This window comes from Streptomyces sp. Ru73, assembly GCF_002920575.1.
Classification (GTDB): Bacteria; Actinomycetota; Actinomycetes; order Streptomycetales; family Streptomycetaceae; genus Streptomyces.
In genome coordinates, this window is record NZ_PQSQ01000031.1 from 1 (window position 1) to 16,427 (window position 16,427).

The following is a 16,427-nucleotide window of genomic DNA, read 5'->3' on the forward strand; positions in this document are numbered from 1 at the left end:
CCCCGCCGCCAAGAAGCGCGCGACCCCGCCCCGGCCGCCCCGCCCCCGTACGGCCGCGCCCGCGGCGCTCCGGCTCGGCAGCCCGCGCCCCCGGCTCCGCCTGGTGGCCGTGGCGCTGACGCTGGTCATGCTGGTCTTCGCGGTACGGCTCTTCCAGGTGCAGGCGGTGAACGCCGACGCGTACGCGGCCAAGGCCAACGTCAACCGCTACGTGCCGGTCACGCTCGCCGCCGAGCGCGGCGCGATCACCGACCGGGACGGCGTCGACCTGGCCACCAGCGTGGACGCGTACGACATCACCGCCGACCCCAGCCTGCTGGCGCCCGACAAGATCAAGATCGATGACGCGCCGCAGAAGGCGGCCGCGCTGCTCGCACCGATCCTCGGCGAGCCCCAGAAGGAACTGGCCGAAAAGCTCTCCAAGTCCCGGTCCCGGTACGTCCTCCTCGCGCGCCGCCAGAGCCCCCAGGTCTGGAAGCAGATCAAGGACCTGCGGACCGCGCTGGACGCCAAGGCGCAGGCCGCGCCCAAGAGCCGGCCGCGGCCCAACGTCCTGCTCGGGATCTTCGCCGACGAGCACAGCAAGCGGGTCTACCCGAACAAGGACCTGGCCTCCGGGGTGCTCGGCTTCATGAACTCCGACGGCAAGGGCGCCGGCGGCCTCGAAGCCATGCTGGACAAGAAGCTGGCGGGCAAGAACGGCAAGCTCGTCTACGCCCAGTCCGGCGGCCGCCGGGTGCCCACCGCCGACACCCAGGAGCACCCCGCTGTGCCCGGTACGGACGTCGAGCTCACCCTGGACCGGGACATCCAGTGGGCCGCGCAGCAGGCCATCAGCAAGCAGGTCGAGAAGTCCAAGGCGGACCGGGGCTACGTCGTCGTCCAGGACACGAAGACCGGCGAGATCCTGGCACTGGCCAACGCCCCCGCCTTCGACCCGAACGACATCACCCGGTCCGACGCCGACGCGCTCGGGAACGCCGCGCTGAGCGATGCTTTCGAGCCAGGTTCGACCAGCAAGCTGATGTCGCTGGCGGCCGTCCTGGAGGAGGGCGCGGCGACCCCCGCCACGCACGTCACCGTGCCGAACCGGCTGCACCGCGGCGACCGGCTCTTCGCCGACGACATCGACCACCCGACCTGGCACCTCACGCTCAACGGCGTGCTCGCCAAGTCCAGCAACATCGGCACCATCCTGTCGGTCGAACAGCTCGGCAAGACCCAGCGCCAGGCCAACCAGGTGCTCTACTCCTACCTGCGGAAGTTCGGCATCGGGCAGCCGACCGGGCTGGGCTTCCCCGGCGAGACGCCGGGCATCCTCGCCAAGCCGCAGGACTGGAGCACCTCGCAGCAGTACACGATCCCCTTCGGGCAGGGCCTCTCGCTCAACGCCGTGCAGGCCGCCTCCGTGTACTCCACCATCGCCAACGACGGCGAACGGATCGCCCCCACGCTCGTCCGCGGCACGAAGGGCCCCGACGGCCGGTACGTCGCCGCGCCCGAGCCGAAGAAGACCCGCGTGGTGAGCCCGAAGACCGCGAAGACGCTCGCCCGGATGCTCGAATCGGTGGTCGACGACCAGGAGGGCACCGGCACCGCCGCGAAGATCCCCGGCTACCGGGTCGGCGGCAAGACCGGCACCTCCAACCGGGTGGATCCGAAGACCGGCCGGTACCACGGGTACACGGCCTCCTTCGCCGGTTTCGCACCCGCCGACAAGCCCCGCATCACCGTCTACTGCGCCGTACAGAACCCGACCAGGGGCAGCTACTTCGGCGGCCAGGTCTGCGGCCCGATCTACAAGCAGGTCATGCAGTTCGCGCTGAAGTCGCTCCAGGTGCCGCCGACCGGTGCCGAGGCGCCGCGGCTGCCGGTCACCTTCAAGCCGGGCGAATGAGGCGGGGCGTGATGACGATCACTCCGGACGGGGGCAACCACGCACGGCCGCGTCCCTCGCTTCGCCCCGAGGCCCATGGGCCCGGTACGCTCACCGCCGTGTCACATGCTGATCAGTCCCCCAATGCCCAGCAGGACGGCCCCGGCAAACACCCCGGCCCGCCCCGCCCCGAGCGCGTCCGCCCGATTCCGCTGGCGGACCTGGCACACCAGCTGGGCACGGCCGTGCCGGCGGCGGAGGCCGCGGTCACCGGCATCACGCACGACTCCCGCGCGGTGCGTCCCGGTGACATCTACGCCGCGCTGCCCGGTGCCCGCTTCCACGGCGCCGACTTCGCCGCACAGGCCGTCGAGCTGGGCGCCGCCGCGATCCTGACCGACCCCGCGGGCACCGAGCGGGCCGCCGCGACGGGGCTGCCGGTCCTCACCGTCGACAACCCGCGGGGCCGCATGGGCGCCCTGGCGGTGTCGATCTACGGTGACCCGGGCGCCGAGCTGCTGCAGATCGGCATCACCGGCACCTCCGGCAAGACCACCACCGCGTACCTCATCGACGGCGGCCTGCGGGCCGCGGCGCAGAAGTCCGGCGGCGGGCTGACGGGCCTGATCGGCACGGTCGAGTCGCGCATCGGCGACGAGCGGCTGAAGTCGGAGCGCACCACGCCCGAGGCCACCGACCTGCAGGCGCTCTTCGCGGTGATGCGCGAGCGCGGCGTGAAGTCCGTGGCCATGGAGGTCTCCAGCCACGCCCTCGTGCTCGGCCGGGTCGACGGCTGCGTGTTCGACGTGGCGGTCTTCAACAACCTCAGCCCGGAACACATGGAGTTCCACACGGGCATGGAGGACTACTTCCAGGCCAAGGCGAAGCTGTTCACCAAGGCCCGGTCCCGGCTCGGCGTGGTGAACTTCGACGACGAGTACGGCCGCCGGCTCATCGAGGGCGAGTCCGAGGTGCCGGTCACCACGTTCTCCGCCGAGGGTCACCCGGACGCCGACTGGCGCGCCGCCGACGTCGAGGTCGGCACGCTGGGCTCGACGTTCACCGTGCACGGCCCGGACGGCGTGGTCGTGCAGGCCGCGTCCCCGATCCCGGGTCCGTTCAACGTCGCCAACTCGCTGGCCGCCATCACGGCCCTCGTGGTGGCCGGCGTCGACCCGCAGACCGCCGCCGACGGCGTGGCCGCCGTGCCCGGCGTCCCCGGCCGCCTGGAGCGGGTGGACGCGGGCCAGGGCTACCTCGCGGTGGTCGACTACGCGCACAAGACGGACGCTGTCGAATCGGTCCTGCGCGCACTGCGCAAGGTCACCGACGGCCGCCTGCACGCCGTGCTGGGCTGCGGCGGCGACCGCGACCGCAGCAAGCGCATGCCGATGGGCGCCGCGGTCGCCCGGCTCGCCGACACCGCGGTGCTCACCAGTGACAACCCCCGTTCCGAGGACCCGCTCGCGATCCTCGCCACCATGCTTGCGGGCGCCGCCGAGGTGCCGTCCCACGAGCGCGGCACCGTCCTGGTCGAGGAGGACCGGGCCGCAGCCATCGCCGCCGCGGTCGCCCGCGCTGAGCCCGGCGACACCGTCATCGTCGCCGGCAAGGGCCACGAGCAGGGCCAGGACATCGCCGGAGTGGTACGCCCCTTCGACGACCGCCAGGTGCTGCGCGAGGCCATCGAGAACTCACTGAAATCGCAGCACCACGATCACCAGGGATGACACACCGCCATGCGCGCACAACCCCCACTTCGGCATCTCCTGCCCCCGGCCGGAGGTGACCTGTGATCTCCCTGTCCGTCGCCGAGATCGCCGGCATCGTCGGCGGGCGGCCGCACGACATACCGGATGACTCGGCCCAGGTCACCGGGCCCGTCGTCATCGACTCGCGTGCCGTGACCGACGGCGCGCTGTTCGCCGCGTTCGCCGGCGAGCGCGTCGACGGGCACGACTTCGCGGCCAAGGCGGTGGAGGCAGGCGCGGCGGCCGTGCTGGCCGCCCGCCCCGTCGGCGTACCCGCGATCGTCGTCGACGACGTCGTGGCGGCGCTCGGCGCGCTGGCCCGCGAGGTCGTCCGGCGGCTGGGCGTGGACGTCGTGGCCCTCACGGGCTCGGCGGGCAAGACCAGCACCAAGGACCTCATCGCGCAGCTGCTGCAGCGCAGCGGCCCGACGGTGTGGCCCGAGGGCAACCTCAACAACGAGATCGGCCTGCCGCTGACCGCGCTGCGGGCCGAGCCCGGCACCCGGCACCTCGTCCTGGAGATGGGGGCACGCGGCGTCGGCCACATCCGCTACCTCACCCGGCTCACCCCGCCGCGCATCGGGCTCGTCCTGAACGTCGGCAGCGCGCACATCGGCGAGTTCGGCGGCCGCGAGAAGATCGCGGAGGCCAAGGGCGAGATGGTCGAGTCGCTGCCCGACGCGAGCGAGGGCGGCATCGCGATCCTCAACGCCGATGACTCGTACGTACGTGCGATGGAGTCGCGTACCAAGGCCCGTGTGGTCTTCTTCGGCGAGTCCGCCGAGGCGGACATCCGTGCCGAGAACGTCCGGCTCACCGACGACGGTCGCCCCGCCTTCACCCTTCGCACACCCTCCGGGTGCAGCGACGTGATCCTGCGGCTGTACGGTGAGCACCACGTGTCGAACGCGCTCGCCGCGGCCGCCGTCGCCCATGAGTCGGGCATGCCCGCAGACGAGATCGCGTCCGCGCTCTCCGAGGCAGGCACGCTCTCCCGCTGGCGCATGGAGGTCACCGAGCGCGCGGACGGCGTGACGGTCGTCAACGACGCCTACAACGCGAACCCCGAGTCCATGCGGGCTGCGCTGCGCGCACTCGTGGCGATGGGCAAGGGGCGGCGTACGTGGGCGGTGCTCGGGCAGATGGCCGAGCTCGGCGAGGAGTCACTCGCCGAGCACGACGCGGTCGGGCGGCTCGCCGTCCGGCTCAACGTCAGCAAGCTCGTGGCAGTAGGGGGGCGGGAAGCCGCCTGGCTGCAAATGGGCGCTTATAACGAGGGTTCGTGGGGTGAGGAGTCGGTGCACGTGTCCGACGCGCGGGCAGCGGTCGACCTGCTGCGCAGTGAACTGCAGCCGGGAGACGTCGTGCTGGTGAAGGCGTCCAGGTCGGAGGGGCTGGAGCGGGTCGCGTCCGCATTGCTGGACGAGAGCGGCGCTGCTGAGGGCGGGGCCGGCGCCCGATGAACACGATGAAGCAGATCCTCTTCTCCGGAATGATCGGGCTCTTCCTGACCCTGATCGGCACCCCGCTGCTGATCAAGCTGCTGGCCCGCAAGGGCTACGGGCAGTTCATCCGCGACGACGGACCGCGGGACCACCACAGCAAGCGCGGTACGCCCACCATGGGCGGCATCGCCTTCATCCTGGCCACGATCATCGCGTACGCGCTGACCAAGGTGATCACGAGCAGCGACCCCACCTTCTCGGGTGTGCTGGTGCTGTTCCTGATGGCCGGCATGGGCCTGGTCGGCTTCCTCGACGACTACATCAAGATCGTCAAGCAGCGTTCGCTGGGCCTGCGGGCCAAGGCCAAGATGGCCGGACAGCTGATCGTCGGCATCGCCTTCGCCGTGCTGTCCCTGCAGTTCGCCGACCTGCGGGGACAGACCCCGGCCTCGGACCGGCTCTCCTTCACCCAGGACTTCGGCTGGCAGATCGGCCCCGTGATCTTCGTGATCTGGGCGCTGTTCATGATCCTGGCGATGTCCAACGGCGTGAACCTCACCGACGGCCTCGACGGCCTGGCCACCGGCGCCTCGGTGATGGTCTTCGGCGCGTACACCTTCATCGGCATCTGGCAGTACCAGGAGTCGTGCGCCAACCAGATCACCGCGGGCCCCGGCTGCTACGAGGTACGTGACCCGCTCGACCTCGCGGTCGTGGCCTCGGCCCTGATGGGTGCCTGCTTCGGCTTCCTGTGGTGGAACACCTCGCCCGCCAAGATCTTCATGGGTGACACCGGCTCGCTCGCGCTCGGCGGCGCGCTCGCCGGCCTGGCGATCTGCTCCCGCACCGAGCTGCTGCTGGCCATCCTCGGCGGCCTCTTCGTCCTGATCACCATGTCGGTGGTCATCCAGGTCGGCTCCTTCCGGCTCACCGGCAAGCGGGTCTTCCGGATGGCGCCACTCCAGCACCACTTCGAATTGAAGGGGTGGTCCGAAGTCCTTGTCGTGGTCCGGTTCTGGATCATCCAGGGCATGTGCGTGATCGTCGGCCTCGGCATCTTCTACGGCGGCTGGCAGGCGGCCAAGTGACCGGGCAGGAGTTCGCCGGACAGCGGATCACCGTCGCCGGCCTGGGCGTGAGCGGCATCAGCGCCGCGCGCGCCCTGGCCGGGCTCGGCGCCCACGTCACCGTCGTGGACGGCGGCGACGGCGAGAAGCAGCGGGCCACGGCCGCCGAGCTGCGGACCGCGGGGATCGAGGTACGCCTCGGTGACGGCGAGACGCTGCCCGAGGGCACCGGCCTCGTCGTCACCTCGCCCGGCTGGAAGCCCACCAGCCCGCTCTTCGCGGCCGCCGCCGAAGCCGGCGTGGACGTCATCGGGGACGTGGAGGTCGCCTGGCGGCTCCGCGGCCCCGGCGCCGCGCCCTGGCTCGCCATCACCGGCACCAACGGCAAGACGACCACCACCCAGATGCTGGCGTCGATCCTGGCCGCCGAGGGGCTGCGCACCGCGGCCGTCGGCAACATCGGGACGCCGATCATCGACGTGGTCCTCCAGGGTGAGTACGACGTGCTCGCCGTCGAGCTCTCCAGCTACCAGCTGCACTGGGCGCCCTCGCTGCGCGCCCACTCGGCCGCGGTGCTGAACCTCGCGCCCGACCACCTCGACTGGCACGGCTCCATGGAGGCGTACGCCGCCGACAAGGGCCGGATCTACGAGGGCAACACCGTCGCCTGCGTCTACAACGTCGCCGACAAGGCCACCGAGGACCTGGTCCGGGAGGCCGACGTCGAGGAGGGCTGCCGGGCGATCGGCTTCACCCTCGGCACGCCGGGCCCCGGCCAGGTGGGCGTCGTGGACGACATCCTGGTGGACCGCGCGTTCGTCGAGAACCGGCAGAAGCAGGCCCAGGAGCTGGCCCAGGTCTCCGACGTGAACCCGCCGGCCCCGCACAACATCGCCAACGCGCTCGCCGCCGCCGCGCTCGCACGCGCGTTCGGTGTCCAGCCCGCCTCGGTACGCGAGGGCCTGCGCAATTTCCACCCCGACGCGCACCGCATCCAGCACGTCGCCGACATCGACGGCGTCGCGTACGTGGACGACTCCAAGGCCACCAACACCCACGCCACCGAGGCGTCGTTGGCCGCCTACGAGCACATCGTGTGGATCGCCGGCGGGCTCGCCAAGGGCGCGACCTTCGACGAGCTGGTGCAGAAGTCGGCGGAGCGGCTGCGCGGCGCCGTCCTCATCGGCCGGGACCGTGCGCTGATCCGCGAAGCGCTGGCGCGACACGCCCCGGATGTGCCGGTCGTCGACCTCGACCGGACCGACACTGGGGCGATGTCCGAGGCCGTCCGGGAGGCCACCCGGCTCGCCCGGCCGGGCGATACGGTCCTGTTGGCACCGGCCTGCGCCTCGATGGACATGTACCTGAACTACAACAAGCGGGGCGACGCCTTCGCCGACGCGGTCCGCGAGCTGGCCGCGCGGGACCAGTAGACCCCGTACGTCCCCGCCTCGCGCCGCGGGCGTACGGCGCAGCGCAGCAGTGGAGGGGACGAGCATGACGGCCCGACCGGCGAAGGAGGCACCGCCGCGCCCGGCGCGGCGGACGCCGCCGGTTCCCCGGCTGCCGCGGCCCGGCGGTCCGGCCGGTCCGCGCGGCCTGTACACCCGTCTGAAGCGGGCCTGGGACCGGCCGCTGACGGCGTACTACCTCGTCCTCGGCGGCAGCCTGCTGATCACCGTCCTGGGCCTGGTCATGGTCTACTCGGCCTCCCAGATCAAGGCCCTGCAGTCCGGGCTGGCCCCGACGTACTTCTTCCGCAAGCAGCTGCTCGCTGCGGTGCTCGGCGGCGGCCTGATGGTGCTGGCGACCCGGCTGCCCGTGCGCGCGCACCGGGCGCTGGCCTACCCGCTGCTGGCCGGCTCGGTGTTCCTGATGTGCCTGGTGCAGGTGCCGGGGATAGGCGTCGCGGTCAACGGCAACCAGAACTGGATCTCGCTGGGCGGCCCCTTCCAGCTCCAGCCCAGCGAGTTCGGCAAGCTGGCCCTGGTCCTGTGGGGCGCCGACCTGCTCGCGCGCAAGCAGGAGCGGCGGCTGCTGACGCAGTGGAAGCACCTGCTGGTGCCGCTGATCCCGGCCGCCTTCCTGCTGCTCGGGCTCATCATGCTCGGCGGCGACATGGGTACCGCGATCATTCTCACGGCGATCCTTTTCGGACTGCTCTGGCTCGCGGGGGCGCCGACGAGGCTCTTCGTCGGCGTGCTGGCCGCGGCCGGCGCGATCGGGGCGCTGCTCATCAAGACGAGCGCCAACCGGATGTCCCGGCTCGCGTGCATCGGCGCGACCGACCCGGGCCCCGGCGACCAGTGCTGGCAGGCCGTGCACGGGATATACGCGCTGGCCTCCGGCGGATTCTTCGGATCCGGCCTCGGCGCGAGTATGGAAAAATGGGGTGAACTCCCTGAACCGCACACCGACTTCATCTTCGCCATCACCGGGGAGGAACTGGGACTGGCGGGGACGCTGTCGGTGCTCGCCCTCTTCGCGGCTCTAGGCTATGCGGGTATCCGCGTGGCCGGACGCACGGAGGATCCCTTCGTACGGTACGCCGCGGGTGGCGTGACCACCTGGATCACGGCCCAGGCCGTGGTCAACATCGGTGCGGTGCTCGGCCTGCTGCCGATCGCCGGTGTCCCGCTCCCGCTGTTCTCCTACGGAGGCTCCGCCCTGCTGCCGACGATGTTCGCCGTCGGACTCCTGATCGCCTTCGCGCGTGACGAGCCCGCGGCGCGGGCGGCGCTGGCCATGCGGCAGTCGGTATTCGCGAGAATGCCGGCTGGGGTGAGACGGAAGACGATGAGACGGCGCGTCAAGAAGCGGCCGTCCGGAGAGCGGTGAATTTCGGTGCATGTCGTACTCGCCGGTGGGGGGACCGCCGGCCACATCGAGCCCGCGCTCGCCCTCGCGGATGCCCTGCGCAGGCAGGACCCGACCGTGGGGATCACGGCACTGGGCACGGAGCGCGGACTTGAGACCCGGCTGGTACCGGAGCGCGGCTACGAACTGGGGCTGATCCCGGCCGTTCCGCTGCCGCGCAAGCCCACCCCCGAGCTGATCACCGTCCCCGGGCGGCTGCGCGGCACCATCAAGGCCGCCGAGCAGATCCTGGAGCGCACGAAGGCGGACTGCGTCGTGGGCTTCGGCGGCTACGTCGCGCTGCCCGGCTACCTGGCCGCCAAGCGGCTCGGCGTGCCGATCGTGGTGCACGAGGCCAACGCGCGTCCGGGTCTGGCCAACAAGATCGGCTCGCGGTACGCGAAGTTCGTCGCCGTCTCCACTCCGGACAGCAAGCTGCGCGAGGCCCGCTACGTGGGCATCCCGCTGCGCCGTTCGATCGCGACCCTGGACCGGGCCGCGGTCCGGCCCGAGGCGCGCGCCGCCTTCGGCCTGGACCCGAACCTCCCCACGCTGCTGGTCTCCGGCGGCTCGCAGGGCGCCCGCCGGCTGAACGAGGTCATCCAGGCCGCCGTGCCCGCCTTCCAGCGCGCCGGCATCCAGGTCCTGCACGCGGTCGGCCCGAAGAACGAACTGCCGCAGGTCGACAACATGCCCGGGATGCCGCCGTACGTCCCGGTACCGTACGTGGACCGGATGGACCTCGCGTACGCGGCGGCCGACATGATGCTCTGCCGCGCGGGCGCGATGACCGTCGCGGAGCTGTCCGCCGTCGGGCTGCCCGCCGCGTACGTGCCGCTGCCCATCGGCAACGGCGAGCAGCGGCTGAACGCCCAGCCGGTGGTCAACGCCGGCGGCGGTCTGCTGGTCGACGACGCCCAGCTGACCCCCGAGTGGGTGCAGGGCAACGTCCTGCCGGTGCTCTCGGACCCGCACCGGCTGTACGAGATGTCCCGCGCGGCCTCCGAATTCGGCCGCAGAGACGCCGACGAACTGCTGGTCGGCATGGTCTACGAAGCGGTTGCCTCCCGCCGTAGCTGAGGCGGCCGGAAGGAGAGGAAGCGTGGTGGCCGGACCGAGCACCGCTCGTCGTGGTGAGCAGCATCGAGCGCCGGCCGGCCCGCCTGCCGACTCCGAGGAGCAGGGCGAGGGGCGCGGCTCCCGGCTGCGGTGGCTGCGGCTGCCGCGGCCGGGGGCGCGCCGCCCCGGCCCGCCGCGCCGCCGCACGCTCATCGCCGGCACGGTCCTGATAGCGCTGCTGGGCGGCTTCGGCACCTGGGCGCTGTACGGATCGGACTGGCTCCGCGCCGAGCACGTGCAGGTGCACGGCACCGACGTCCTGACGGCGCGTGAGGTGCGGGCGGCGGCGGACGTGCCGATGGGCGCGCCGCTGGCCTCCGTCGACACCGACGGCATCGCCGCCCGTCTGGCGGACCGGCTCGGCCGCATCAAGTCGGCCGAAGTGACGCGCTCCTGGCCCGCCACCGTTTCCGTCGGCGTGACGGAGCGCCAGCCGGTCCTGGTCGTCCAAAAGGGCCGAAAGTTCATTGAAGTGGACGACGAAGGCGTACGTTTCGCCACGGTCGGTGCCGCGCCCCGCGATGTGCCCCGGCTGGAAATGGACGCGGCCGATTCGCCGAGCCTGCGCCGTTTCGGTATCCCTGCACTGAACCGCGCGGCGGTGAAGGTTGCCACCGCGCTTCCCGATACGGTCGGCAAGGACGTGCGCGTCATCCGCGTACGTTCGTACGACTCGATCACCCTGGAGCTGACCCGGGGACGCCGGGTCGAGTGGGGCAGCGAGGAACACGGCAAGGAAAAGGCCAAAGTACTCGGCGCGCTGCTGAAAGCGGCGCGTGATGCGCACCACTTCGACGTGAGCGTCCCCAGCGCACCCGCCGCGTCCGGGAGTTGACGTACGTACGCGCAGGCCAGCACCCTGGATGGCTACCACGACGGGTGATCACATAGGGTGAAAAGAAAAACGGGAGGTTCGGCGTGTTCGTTGAACGTGCGCCGCTTGTCGACTTAGTGTCTCGTTCCAAAGAACCCAGGGAACACAGGCACTGGTAACCCTAAACTTCAACGTTAGGGTTCGGGTCGGCAATACGGACCGTCCCATCGGCATCAGTCGTTGCCCGCAGCACATGTGAGGCACCGACACGTAACTCGAGGCGAGAGGCCTTCGACGTGGCAGCACCGCAGAACTACCTCGCAGTCATCAAGGTCGTCGGCATCGGCGGCGGTGGCGTGAACGCCATCAACCGGATGATCGAGGTCGGGCTCAAGGGCGTCGAGTTCATCGCGATCAACACCGATGCGCAGGCGTTGCTGATGAGCGACGCCGACGTCAAGCTCGACGTCGGCCGTGAGATGACGCGTGGCCTCGGCGCCGGCGCCAACCCGGACGTGGGCCGCAAGGCGGCCGAAGACCACCGCGAGGAGATCGAGGAGGTCCTCAAGGGGGCCGACATGGTCTTCGTGACCGCGGGCGAGGGCGGCGGCACCGGCACGGGCGGCGCGCCCGTGGTCGCCAACATCGCGCGCTCCCTGGGCGCCCTGACGATCGGTGTGGTCACCCGGCCGTTCACCTTCGAGGGCCGCCGTCGCGCCAACCAGGCCGAGGACGGCATCGCGCAGCTGCGCGAAGAGGTCGACACGCTCATCGTGATTCCGAACGACCGCCTGCTGTCCATCTCGGACCGCCAGGTGAGCGTTCTCGACGCATTCAAGTCGGCCGACCAGGTGCTGCTCTCCGGTGTCCAGGGCATCACCGACCTGATCACCACCCCGGGCCTGATCAACCTCGACTTCGCCGATGTGAAGTCCGTGATGTCCGAGGCCGGCTCGGCCCTGATGGGCATCGGCTCGGCCCGCGGCGACGACCGCGCGGTGGCGGCGGCCGAAATGGCCATCTCCTCGCCGCTGCTGGAGGCGTCCATCGACGGCGCCCGCGGTGTCCTGCTCTCCATCTCCGGCGGCTCCGACCTCGGTCTCTTCGAGATCAACGAGGCGGCCCAGCTGGTCAGCGAGGCGGCCCACCCCGAGGCCAACATCATCTTCGGCGCGGTCATCGACGACGCGCTCGGCGACGAGGTCCGCGTGACGGTCATCGCCGCGGGCTTCGACGGCGGTCAGCCGCCGGCCCGCCGCGAGAACGTGATCAGCTCGTCCTCCTCCGGCAAGCGCGAGGAGCCGGCCGCGCCGGCGAGCCGTCCGGCCGCGCCCCCGGAGCCCCGCCCCGCCTTCGGCGGCCTCGGCTCCGTCCCGGTGCGCGAGGAGGAGCCGGCTCCGGCCGAGCCGGCGCCGGTCAGCGAGGCCCCGGCCCCGCCGGTCGCCCCGCAGGTCCCCCCGGCCCGTCCGTACACGGACACCACGGCCGAGGAGCTGGACGTCCCGGACTTCCTGAAGTAGCCGAAGATCCAGCAGTGATAGGACAGCAGCACTCTGTGCTGACGGACGATGCGAGCGGCGCGCGCTTCGCCTTCACCGACCGGTGGGGCGGGGTGAGCGCCGCTCCGTATGCCGAGCTCAATCTCGGCGGCGCCGTGGGCGACGACCCACAGGCGGTACGGACCAATCGTGAGCTGGCGGCCAAGGCCCTCGGGCTGGACCCGGCCGATGTGGTCTGGATGAACCAGGTGCACGGACGTGACGTGGCGGTCGTCGACGGACCGTGGCGGGGCGGGGCCGAGCCGCCCTGTGTCGACGCGGTCGTGACGGGCCGTCGGGGCCTCGCCCTCGCCGTCCTCACCGCCGACTGCACCCCCGTCCTCCTCGCCGACCCGGTCGCCGGGGTCGCGGGCGCCGCGCACGCGGGCCGCCCTGGCCTGGTCGCCGGAGTCGTCCCGGCCACCGTCGAGGCGATGGTCCGGCTGGGGGCCGACCCCGGGCGGATCACCGCCCGCACCGGCCCCGCGGTCTGCGGCCGGTGCTACGAAGTGCCGGAGGCGATGCGCGCCGACGTGGCCGCCGTGGTGCCCGAGGCGTACGCGACCACCGGCTGGGGGACCCCGGCGGTCGACGTGGTGGCCGGGGTGGCCGCCCAACTCGCCCGGTGCGGCGTGCGGACGCGTGAACATTCCCACATCTGCACGCTGGAGTCGGCGGATCATTTCTCCTACCGGCGCGACCGCACAACGGGGCGGCTCGCGAGTTATGTATGGCTGGACGGCTGAGCTGTGACGGACCGTAGAACGGAACTGGCCGGCAACCTGGCCCGGGTGGAGGACCGCATCTCCACCGCTTGTGCCAAAGCCGGTCGCAATCGTGACGATGTGACCCTGATTGTGGTCACAAAGACCTACCCTGCGAGCGATGTCCGTATCCTTGCAGAATTGGGTATTCGGCACGTCGCGGAGAACCGGGACCAGGACGCCGCTCCCAAGGCGGCCGAGTGTGCTGATTTGCCCCTGACTTGGCATTTCGTCGGTCAATTGCAGACAAATAAAGTCCGGTCTGTAACGAGCTACGCCGATATCGTGCAGTCTGTGGACCGGACCAAGCTCGTCACCGCCCTGTCGAAGGAAGCGGTGCGCGCCGGCCGCGAGCTGGACTGCCTGATCCAGGTGGCACTTGACGCCGAGTCGGACGCGCGCGGCGACCGTGGCGGCGTGGGTCCCGGCGGGGTCGAGGCCCTGGCCGACGCGGTGGCGGCGGCCGACGGGCTGCGGCTGCGCGGACTGATGACGGTCGCCCCGCTGGCCGGGGTGTACGCGGGCCGGCAACGTGCGGCTTTCGACCGGCTGATGGAAATCTCGTCCGGCCTGCGCGCGGCTCATCCTGCTGCGAATATGGTCTCAGCGGGAATGAGTTCGGATCTCGAGGACGCGGTGGCCGCCGGTGCGACACATGTACGCGTCGGCACTGCGGTACTCGGAGTCCGACCACGGCTCGGGTAACGTCGCGAAGCAAGTCGGACCACAGCACAAAATATGGTCATTACCGTCAAAAGACGGGCAGGCCGAGTGGATCCAAGGCGACCGGTGACGGAGCCGATCCACCACAGAGCGGAGGACGCAGAGAATGGCCGGCGCGATGCGCAAGATGGCGGTCTACCTCGGCCTCGTGGAGGACGATGGGTACGACGGCCGGGGCTTCGACCCCGACGACGACTTCGAGCCCGAACTCGACCCGGAGCCCGAGCCGGAGAGGCGGCAGCAGCACCAGCCGCCCACCGAGGCACGCCCCGAACGGGACGAACCGGCACGAGTCGTCCAGCCGCCGGCGCAGCGCGAGTCGCCGCCCTCGGGTACGGAAAACGGACGACCCGCCCGAATCGCCCCCGTGGCGTCCATCACACCCGAACGCCCGAATCTGGAGAAGAACGCACCGGTGATCATGCCCAAGGTTGTGTCCGAGCGGGAGCCCTACCGCATCACCACGCTGCACCCCCGGACCTACAACGAAGCCCGTACCATCGGGGAACACTTCCGTGAGGGCACTCCGGTGATCATGAATCTGACGGAGATGGACGACACGGACGCGAAGCGACTTGTGGACTTCGCGGCCGGGTTGGTGTTCGGTCTGCACGGCAGTATCGAGCGGGTGACACAGAAGGTGTTCCTGCTGTCTCCTGCTAACGTCGATGTCACGGCGGAGGACAAGGCCCGCATCGCAGAGGGCGGGTTCTTCAACCAGAGCTGAGACGCAACACCGGGCACACCGGGCCGTAGGGCCGCACAGGCAAGGGGAGAGGGAAGCGCGAGATGGACATCGCACTGCAGGTGATCTATATCGCGCTGTACTGCTTCCTCATTGTGCTGATCTTCCGGCTGGTGATGGACTACGTCTTCCAGTTCGCCCGTTCATGGCAACCCGGCAAGGCGATGGTGGTCGTACTGGAGGCCACTTACACTGTTACCGATCCGCCACTCAAGCTTCTGCGGCGAGTCATACCGCCGCTGCGTCTCGGGGGCTGGCGCTCGACCTGTCCTTCTTCGTACTGATGATCATCGTCTACATCCTGATCACCGTCGTGAGCCGGCTGTGAACGATACGGTCTTGCCGATTGCCGACGACTACGTTGAGGTGAAGAAGAGATGCCGTTGACCCCCGAGGACGTGCGGAACAAGCAGTTCACGACCGTCCGCCTCCGAGAAGGCTATGACGAGGACGAGGTCGATGCCTTCCTCGATGAGGTCGAAGCAGAACTGACCCGTCTGCTCCGGGAGAACGAGGACCTGCGCGCCAAGCTGGCCGCGGCCACCCGTGCCGCCGCGCAGAACCAGCAGCAGCGCAAGCAGCAGGAACAGGACGGCCCGCCGCAGCAGCAGCAGCGGCCCGGTGCCCCCGTGCCCGCCGCCATATCAGGGCCGCAGCCGGTCCCGCCCGGCCAGCAGCAGGGGATGGGCGGACCGCCCCAGCTGCCCGGCGGTGCACCGCAGCTGCCCGCAGGTCCCGGGGGCCACGGCCCCGGTCCGCAGGGTCCGCACGGTGGCCAGATGGGCCCCGGCGGTCCCATGGGCGGCCCGATGGGCGGCCCCGGCGGTGGCCCGCAGCTGCCGCAGCCGGGCCAGGGCGGCCCGGGCGGTGACAGCGCCGCTCGCGTGCTGTCGCTGGCGCAGCAGACCGCCGACCAGGCGATCGCGGAGGCCCGTTCCGAGGCCAACAAGATCGTCGGCGAGGCGCGCAGCCGCGCCGAGGGCCTGGAGCGGGACGCCCGCGCCAAGGCCGACGCGCTGGAGCGGGACGCGCAGGAGAAGCACCGTGTCGCGATGGGCTCCCTGGAGTCCGCCCGCGCCACGCTGGAGCGCAAGGTCGAGGACCTGCGCGGCTTCGAGCGCGAGTACCGCACGCGTCTGAAGTCGTACCTGGAGAGCCAGCTGCGCCAGCTGGAGAACCAGTCCGACGACTCGCTCGCCCCGCCGCGTACCCCGGCGACGGCCTCGCTGCCGGCGTCCCCGTCGATGGCCTCGGCCGGTGCCGGCTCCATGGGCGGCGGCTCCAGCCACACCATGGGCGGCAACCAGTCCATGGGCGGCCACGGCGGCTCCAACGGCAGCAACGCCCCGTCGTACGGCGGTCAGCAGCAGATGTCGCCCGCCATGACGCAGCCGATGGCACCGGTGCGGCCGCAGGGCCAGCAGCAGATGCAGCAGGCGCCTTCGCCGATGCGTGGGTTCCTCATCGACGAGGACGACAACTAAGCGCTGTCGCGCGGGTGGCCGACCCACGCGGTGGGTTGCGCCTCGGCGCGGTGGGCGTAGTCGGCAATCAGGGCCGGGCCCCTGGGGACTTTCCCCGGGGGCCCGGCCCTTTCGCCGTTCGGAGTGGGCCGACGGGTTCGCCTTCGGTGGGGGCCGATGTGCGCCGTGGGCGGGACGGTCGTCGGCGGGCTGCGGCGCCGTGGTGGTTGCTCACGCCCGCGCGGCGGAGCCGCATATCGAAACGC

General features: G+C 71.0%; 13 protein-coding genes and 1 pseudogene. All 14 read left to right on the plus strand.

Going from position 1 to position 16,427, the window contains the following annotated elements:
* A partial coding sequence (locus tag C3486_RS15945; protein ID WP_103833372.1) for a penicillin-binding protein 2 occupies positions 1-1,897 on the plus strand: 1,897 nt, incomplete at its 5' end.
* A complete protein-coding gene (locus C3486_RS15950) occupies positions 1,894-3,606 on the plus strand; it encodes a UDP-N-acetylmuramoyl-L-alanyl-D-glutamate--2,6-diaminopimelate ligase (protein ID WP_181138569.1) in 1,713 nt (570 codons plus the stop codon). The genes C3486_RS15945 and C3486_RS15950, both read left to right, overlap by 4 nt.
* Before the next feature lie 62 nt (positions 3,607-3,668).
* On the plus strand, positions 3,669-5,090 hold the full coding sequence (murF, locus tag C3486_RS15955; RefSeq protein ID WP_103833374.1) for a UDP-N-acetylmuramoyl-tripeptide--D-alanyl-D-alanine ligase: 1,422 nt from the start codon (positions 3,669-3,671) through the stop codon (positions 5,088-5,090).
* A gap of 5 nt (positions 5,091-5,095) precedes the next feature.
* A complete protein-coding gene (gene mraY, locus C3486_RS15960) occupies positions 5,096-6,160 on the plus strand; it encodes a phospho-N-acetylmuramoyl-pentapeptide-transferase (RefSeq protein WP_030616760.1) in 1,065 nt (354 codons plus the stop codon).
* Positions 6,157-7,572 carry a UDP-N-acetylmuramoyl-L-alanine--D-glutamate ligase gene (murD, locus tag C3486_RS15965; RefSeq protein WP_103833375.1) on the plus strand — a complete coding sequence of 472 codons (1,416 nt, stop codon included), beginning with the start codon at positions 6,157-6,159 and terminating at the stop codon, positions 7,570-7,572. The genes mraY and murD overlap by 4 nt, the downstream gene beginning before the upstream one ends.
* A gap of 64 nt (positions 7,573-7,636) precedes the next feature.
* Positions 7,637-8,977, plus strand: a complete 1,341-nt coding sequence (ftsW, locus tag C3486_RS15970) for a putative lipid II flippase FtsW (RefSeq protein ID WP_103833376.1) — start codon at positions 7,637-7,639, stop codon at positions 8,975-8,977.
* A 6-nt stretch (positions 8,978-8,983) separates the two neighbouring features.
* On the plus strand, positions 8,984-10,075 hold the full coding sequence (gene murG, locus C3486_RS15975; protein ID WP_103833377.1) for an undecaprenyldiphospho-muramoylpentapeptide beta-N-acetylglucosaminyltransferase: 1,092 nt from the start codon (positions 8,984-8,986) through the stop codon (positions 10,073-10,075).
* A gap of 25 nt (positions 10,076-10,100) precedes the next feature.
* Positions 10,101-10,949, plus strand: a complete 849-nt coding sequence (locus tag C3486_RS15980) for a cell division protein FtsQ/DivIB (protein WP_103833378.1) — start codon at positions 10,101-10,103, stop codon at positions 10,947-10,949.
* Between the two features lie 275 nt (positions 10,950-11,224).
* Positions 11,225-12,448: a cell division protein FtsZ gene (gene ftsZ / locus C3486_RS15985; RefSeq protein WP_030616773.1), complete on the plus strand. Its 1,224-nt coding sequence runs from the start codon at positions 11,225-11,227 to the stop codon at positions 12,446-12,448.
* 14 nt (positions 12,449-12,462) lie between these two features.
* A complete protein-coding gene (pgeF, locus tag C3486_RS15990; RefSeq protein ID WP_374936877.1) occupies positions 12,463-13,212 on the plus strand; it encodes a peptidoglycan editing factor PgeF in 750 nt (249 codons plus the stop codon).
* Between the two features lie 3 nt (positions 13,213-13,215).
* Positions 13,216-13,935, plus strand: a complete 720-nt coding sequence (locus tag C3486_RS15995) for a YggS family pyridoxal phosphate-dependent enzyme (RefSeq protein ID WP_103833380.1) — start codon at positions 13,216-13,218, stop codon at positions 13,933-13,935.
* A gap of 124 nt (positions 13,936-14,059) precedes the next feature.
* Positions 14,060-14,680, plus strand: a complete 621-nt coding sequence (locus tag C3486_RS16000) for a cell division protein SepF (protein WP_103833381.1) — start codon at positions 14,060-14,062, stop codon at positions 14,678-14,680.
* Positions 14,681-14,742: 62 nt separating this feature from the next.
* Positions 14,743-15,026 (plus strand): annotated as a pseudogene (locus C3486_RS16005) (YggT family protein).
* Between the two features lie 49 nt (positions 15,027-15,075).
* The gene (locus C3486_RS16010) at positions 15,076-16,182 is read left to right on the plus strand and encodes a DivIVA domain-containing protein (protein ID WP_103833382.1); all 1,107 of its coding nucleotides are present in this window, start codon (positions 15,076-15,078) and stop codon (positions 16,180-16,182) included.
* Positions 16,183-16,427: the final 245 nt, after the last annotated feature.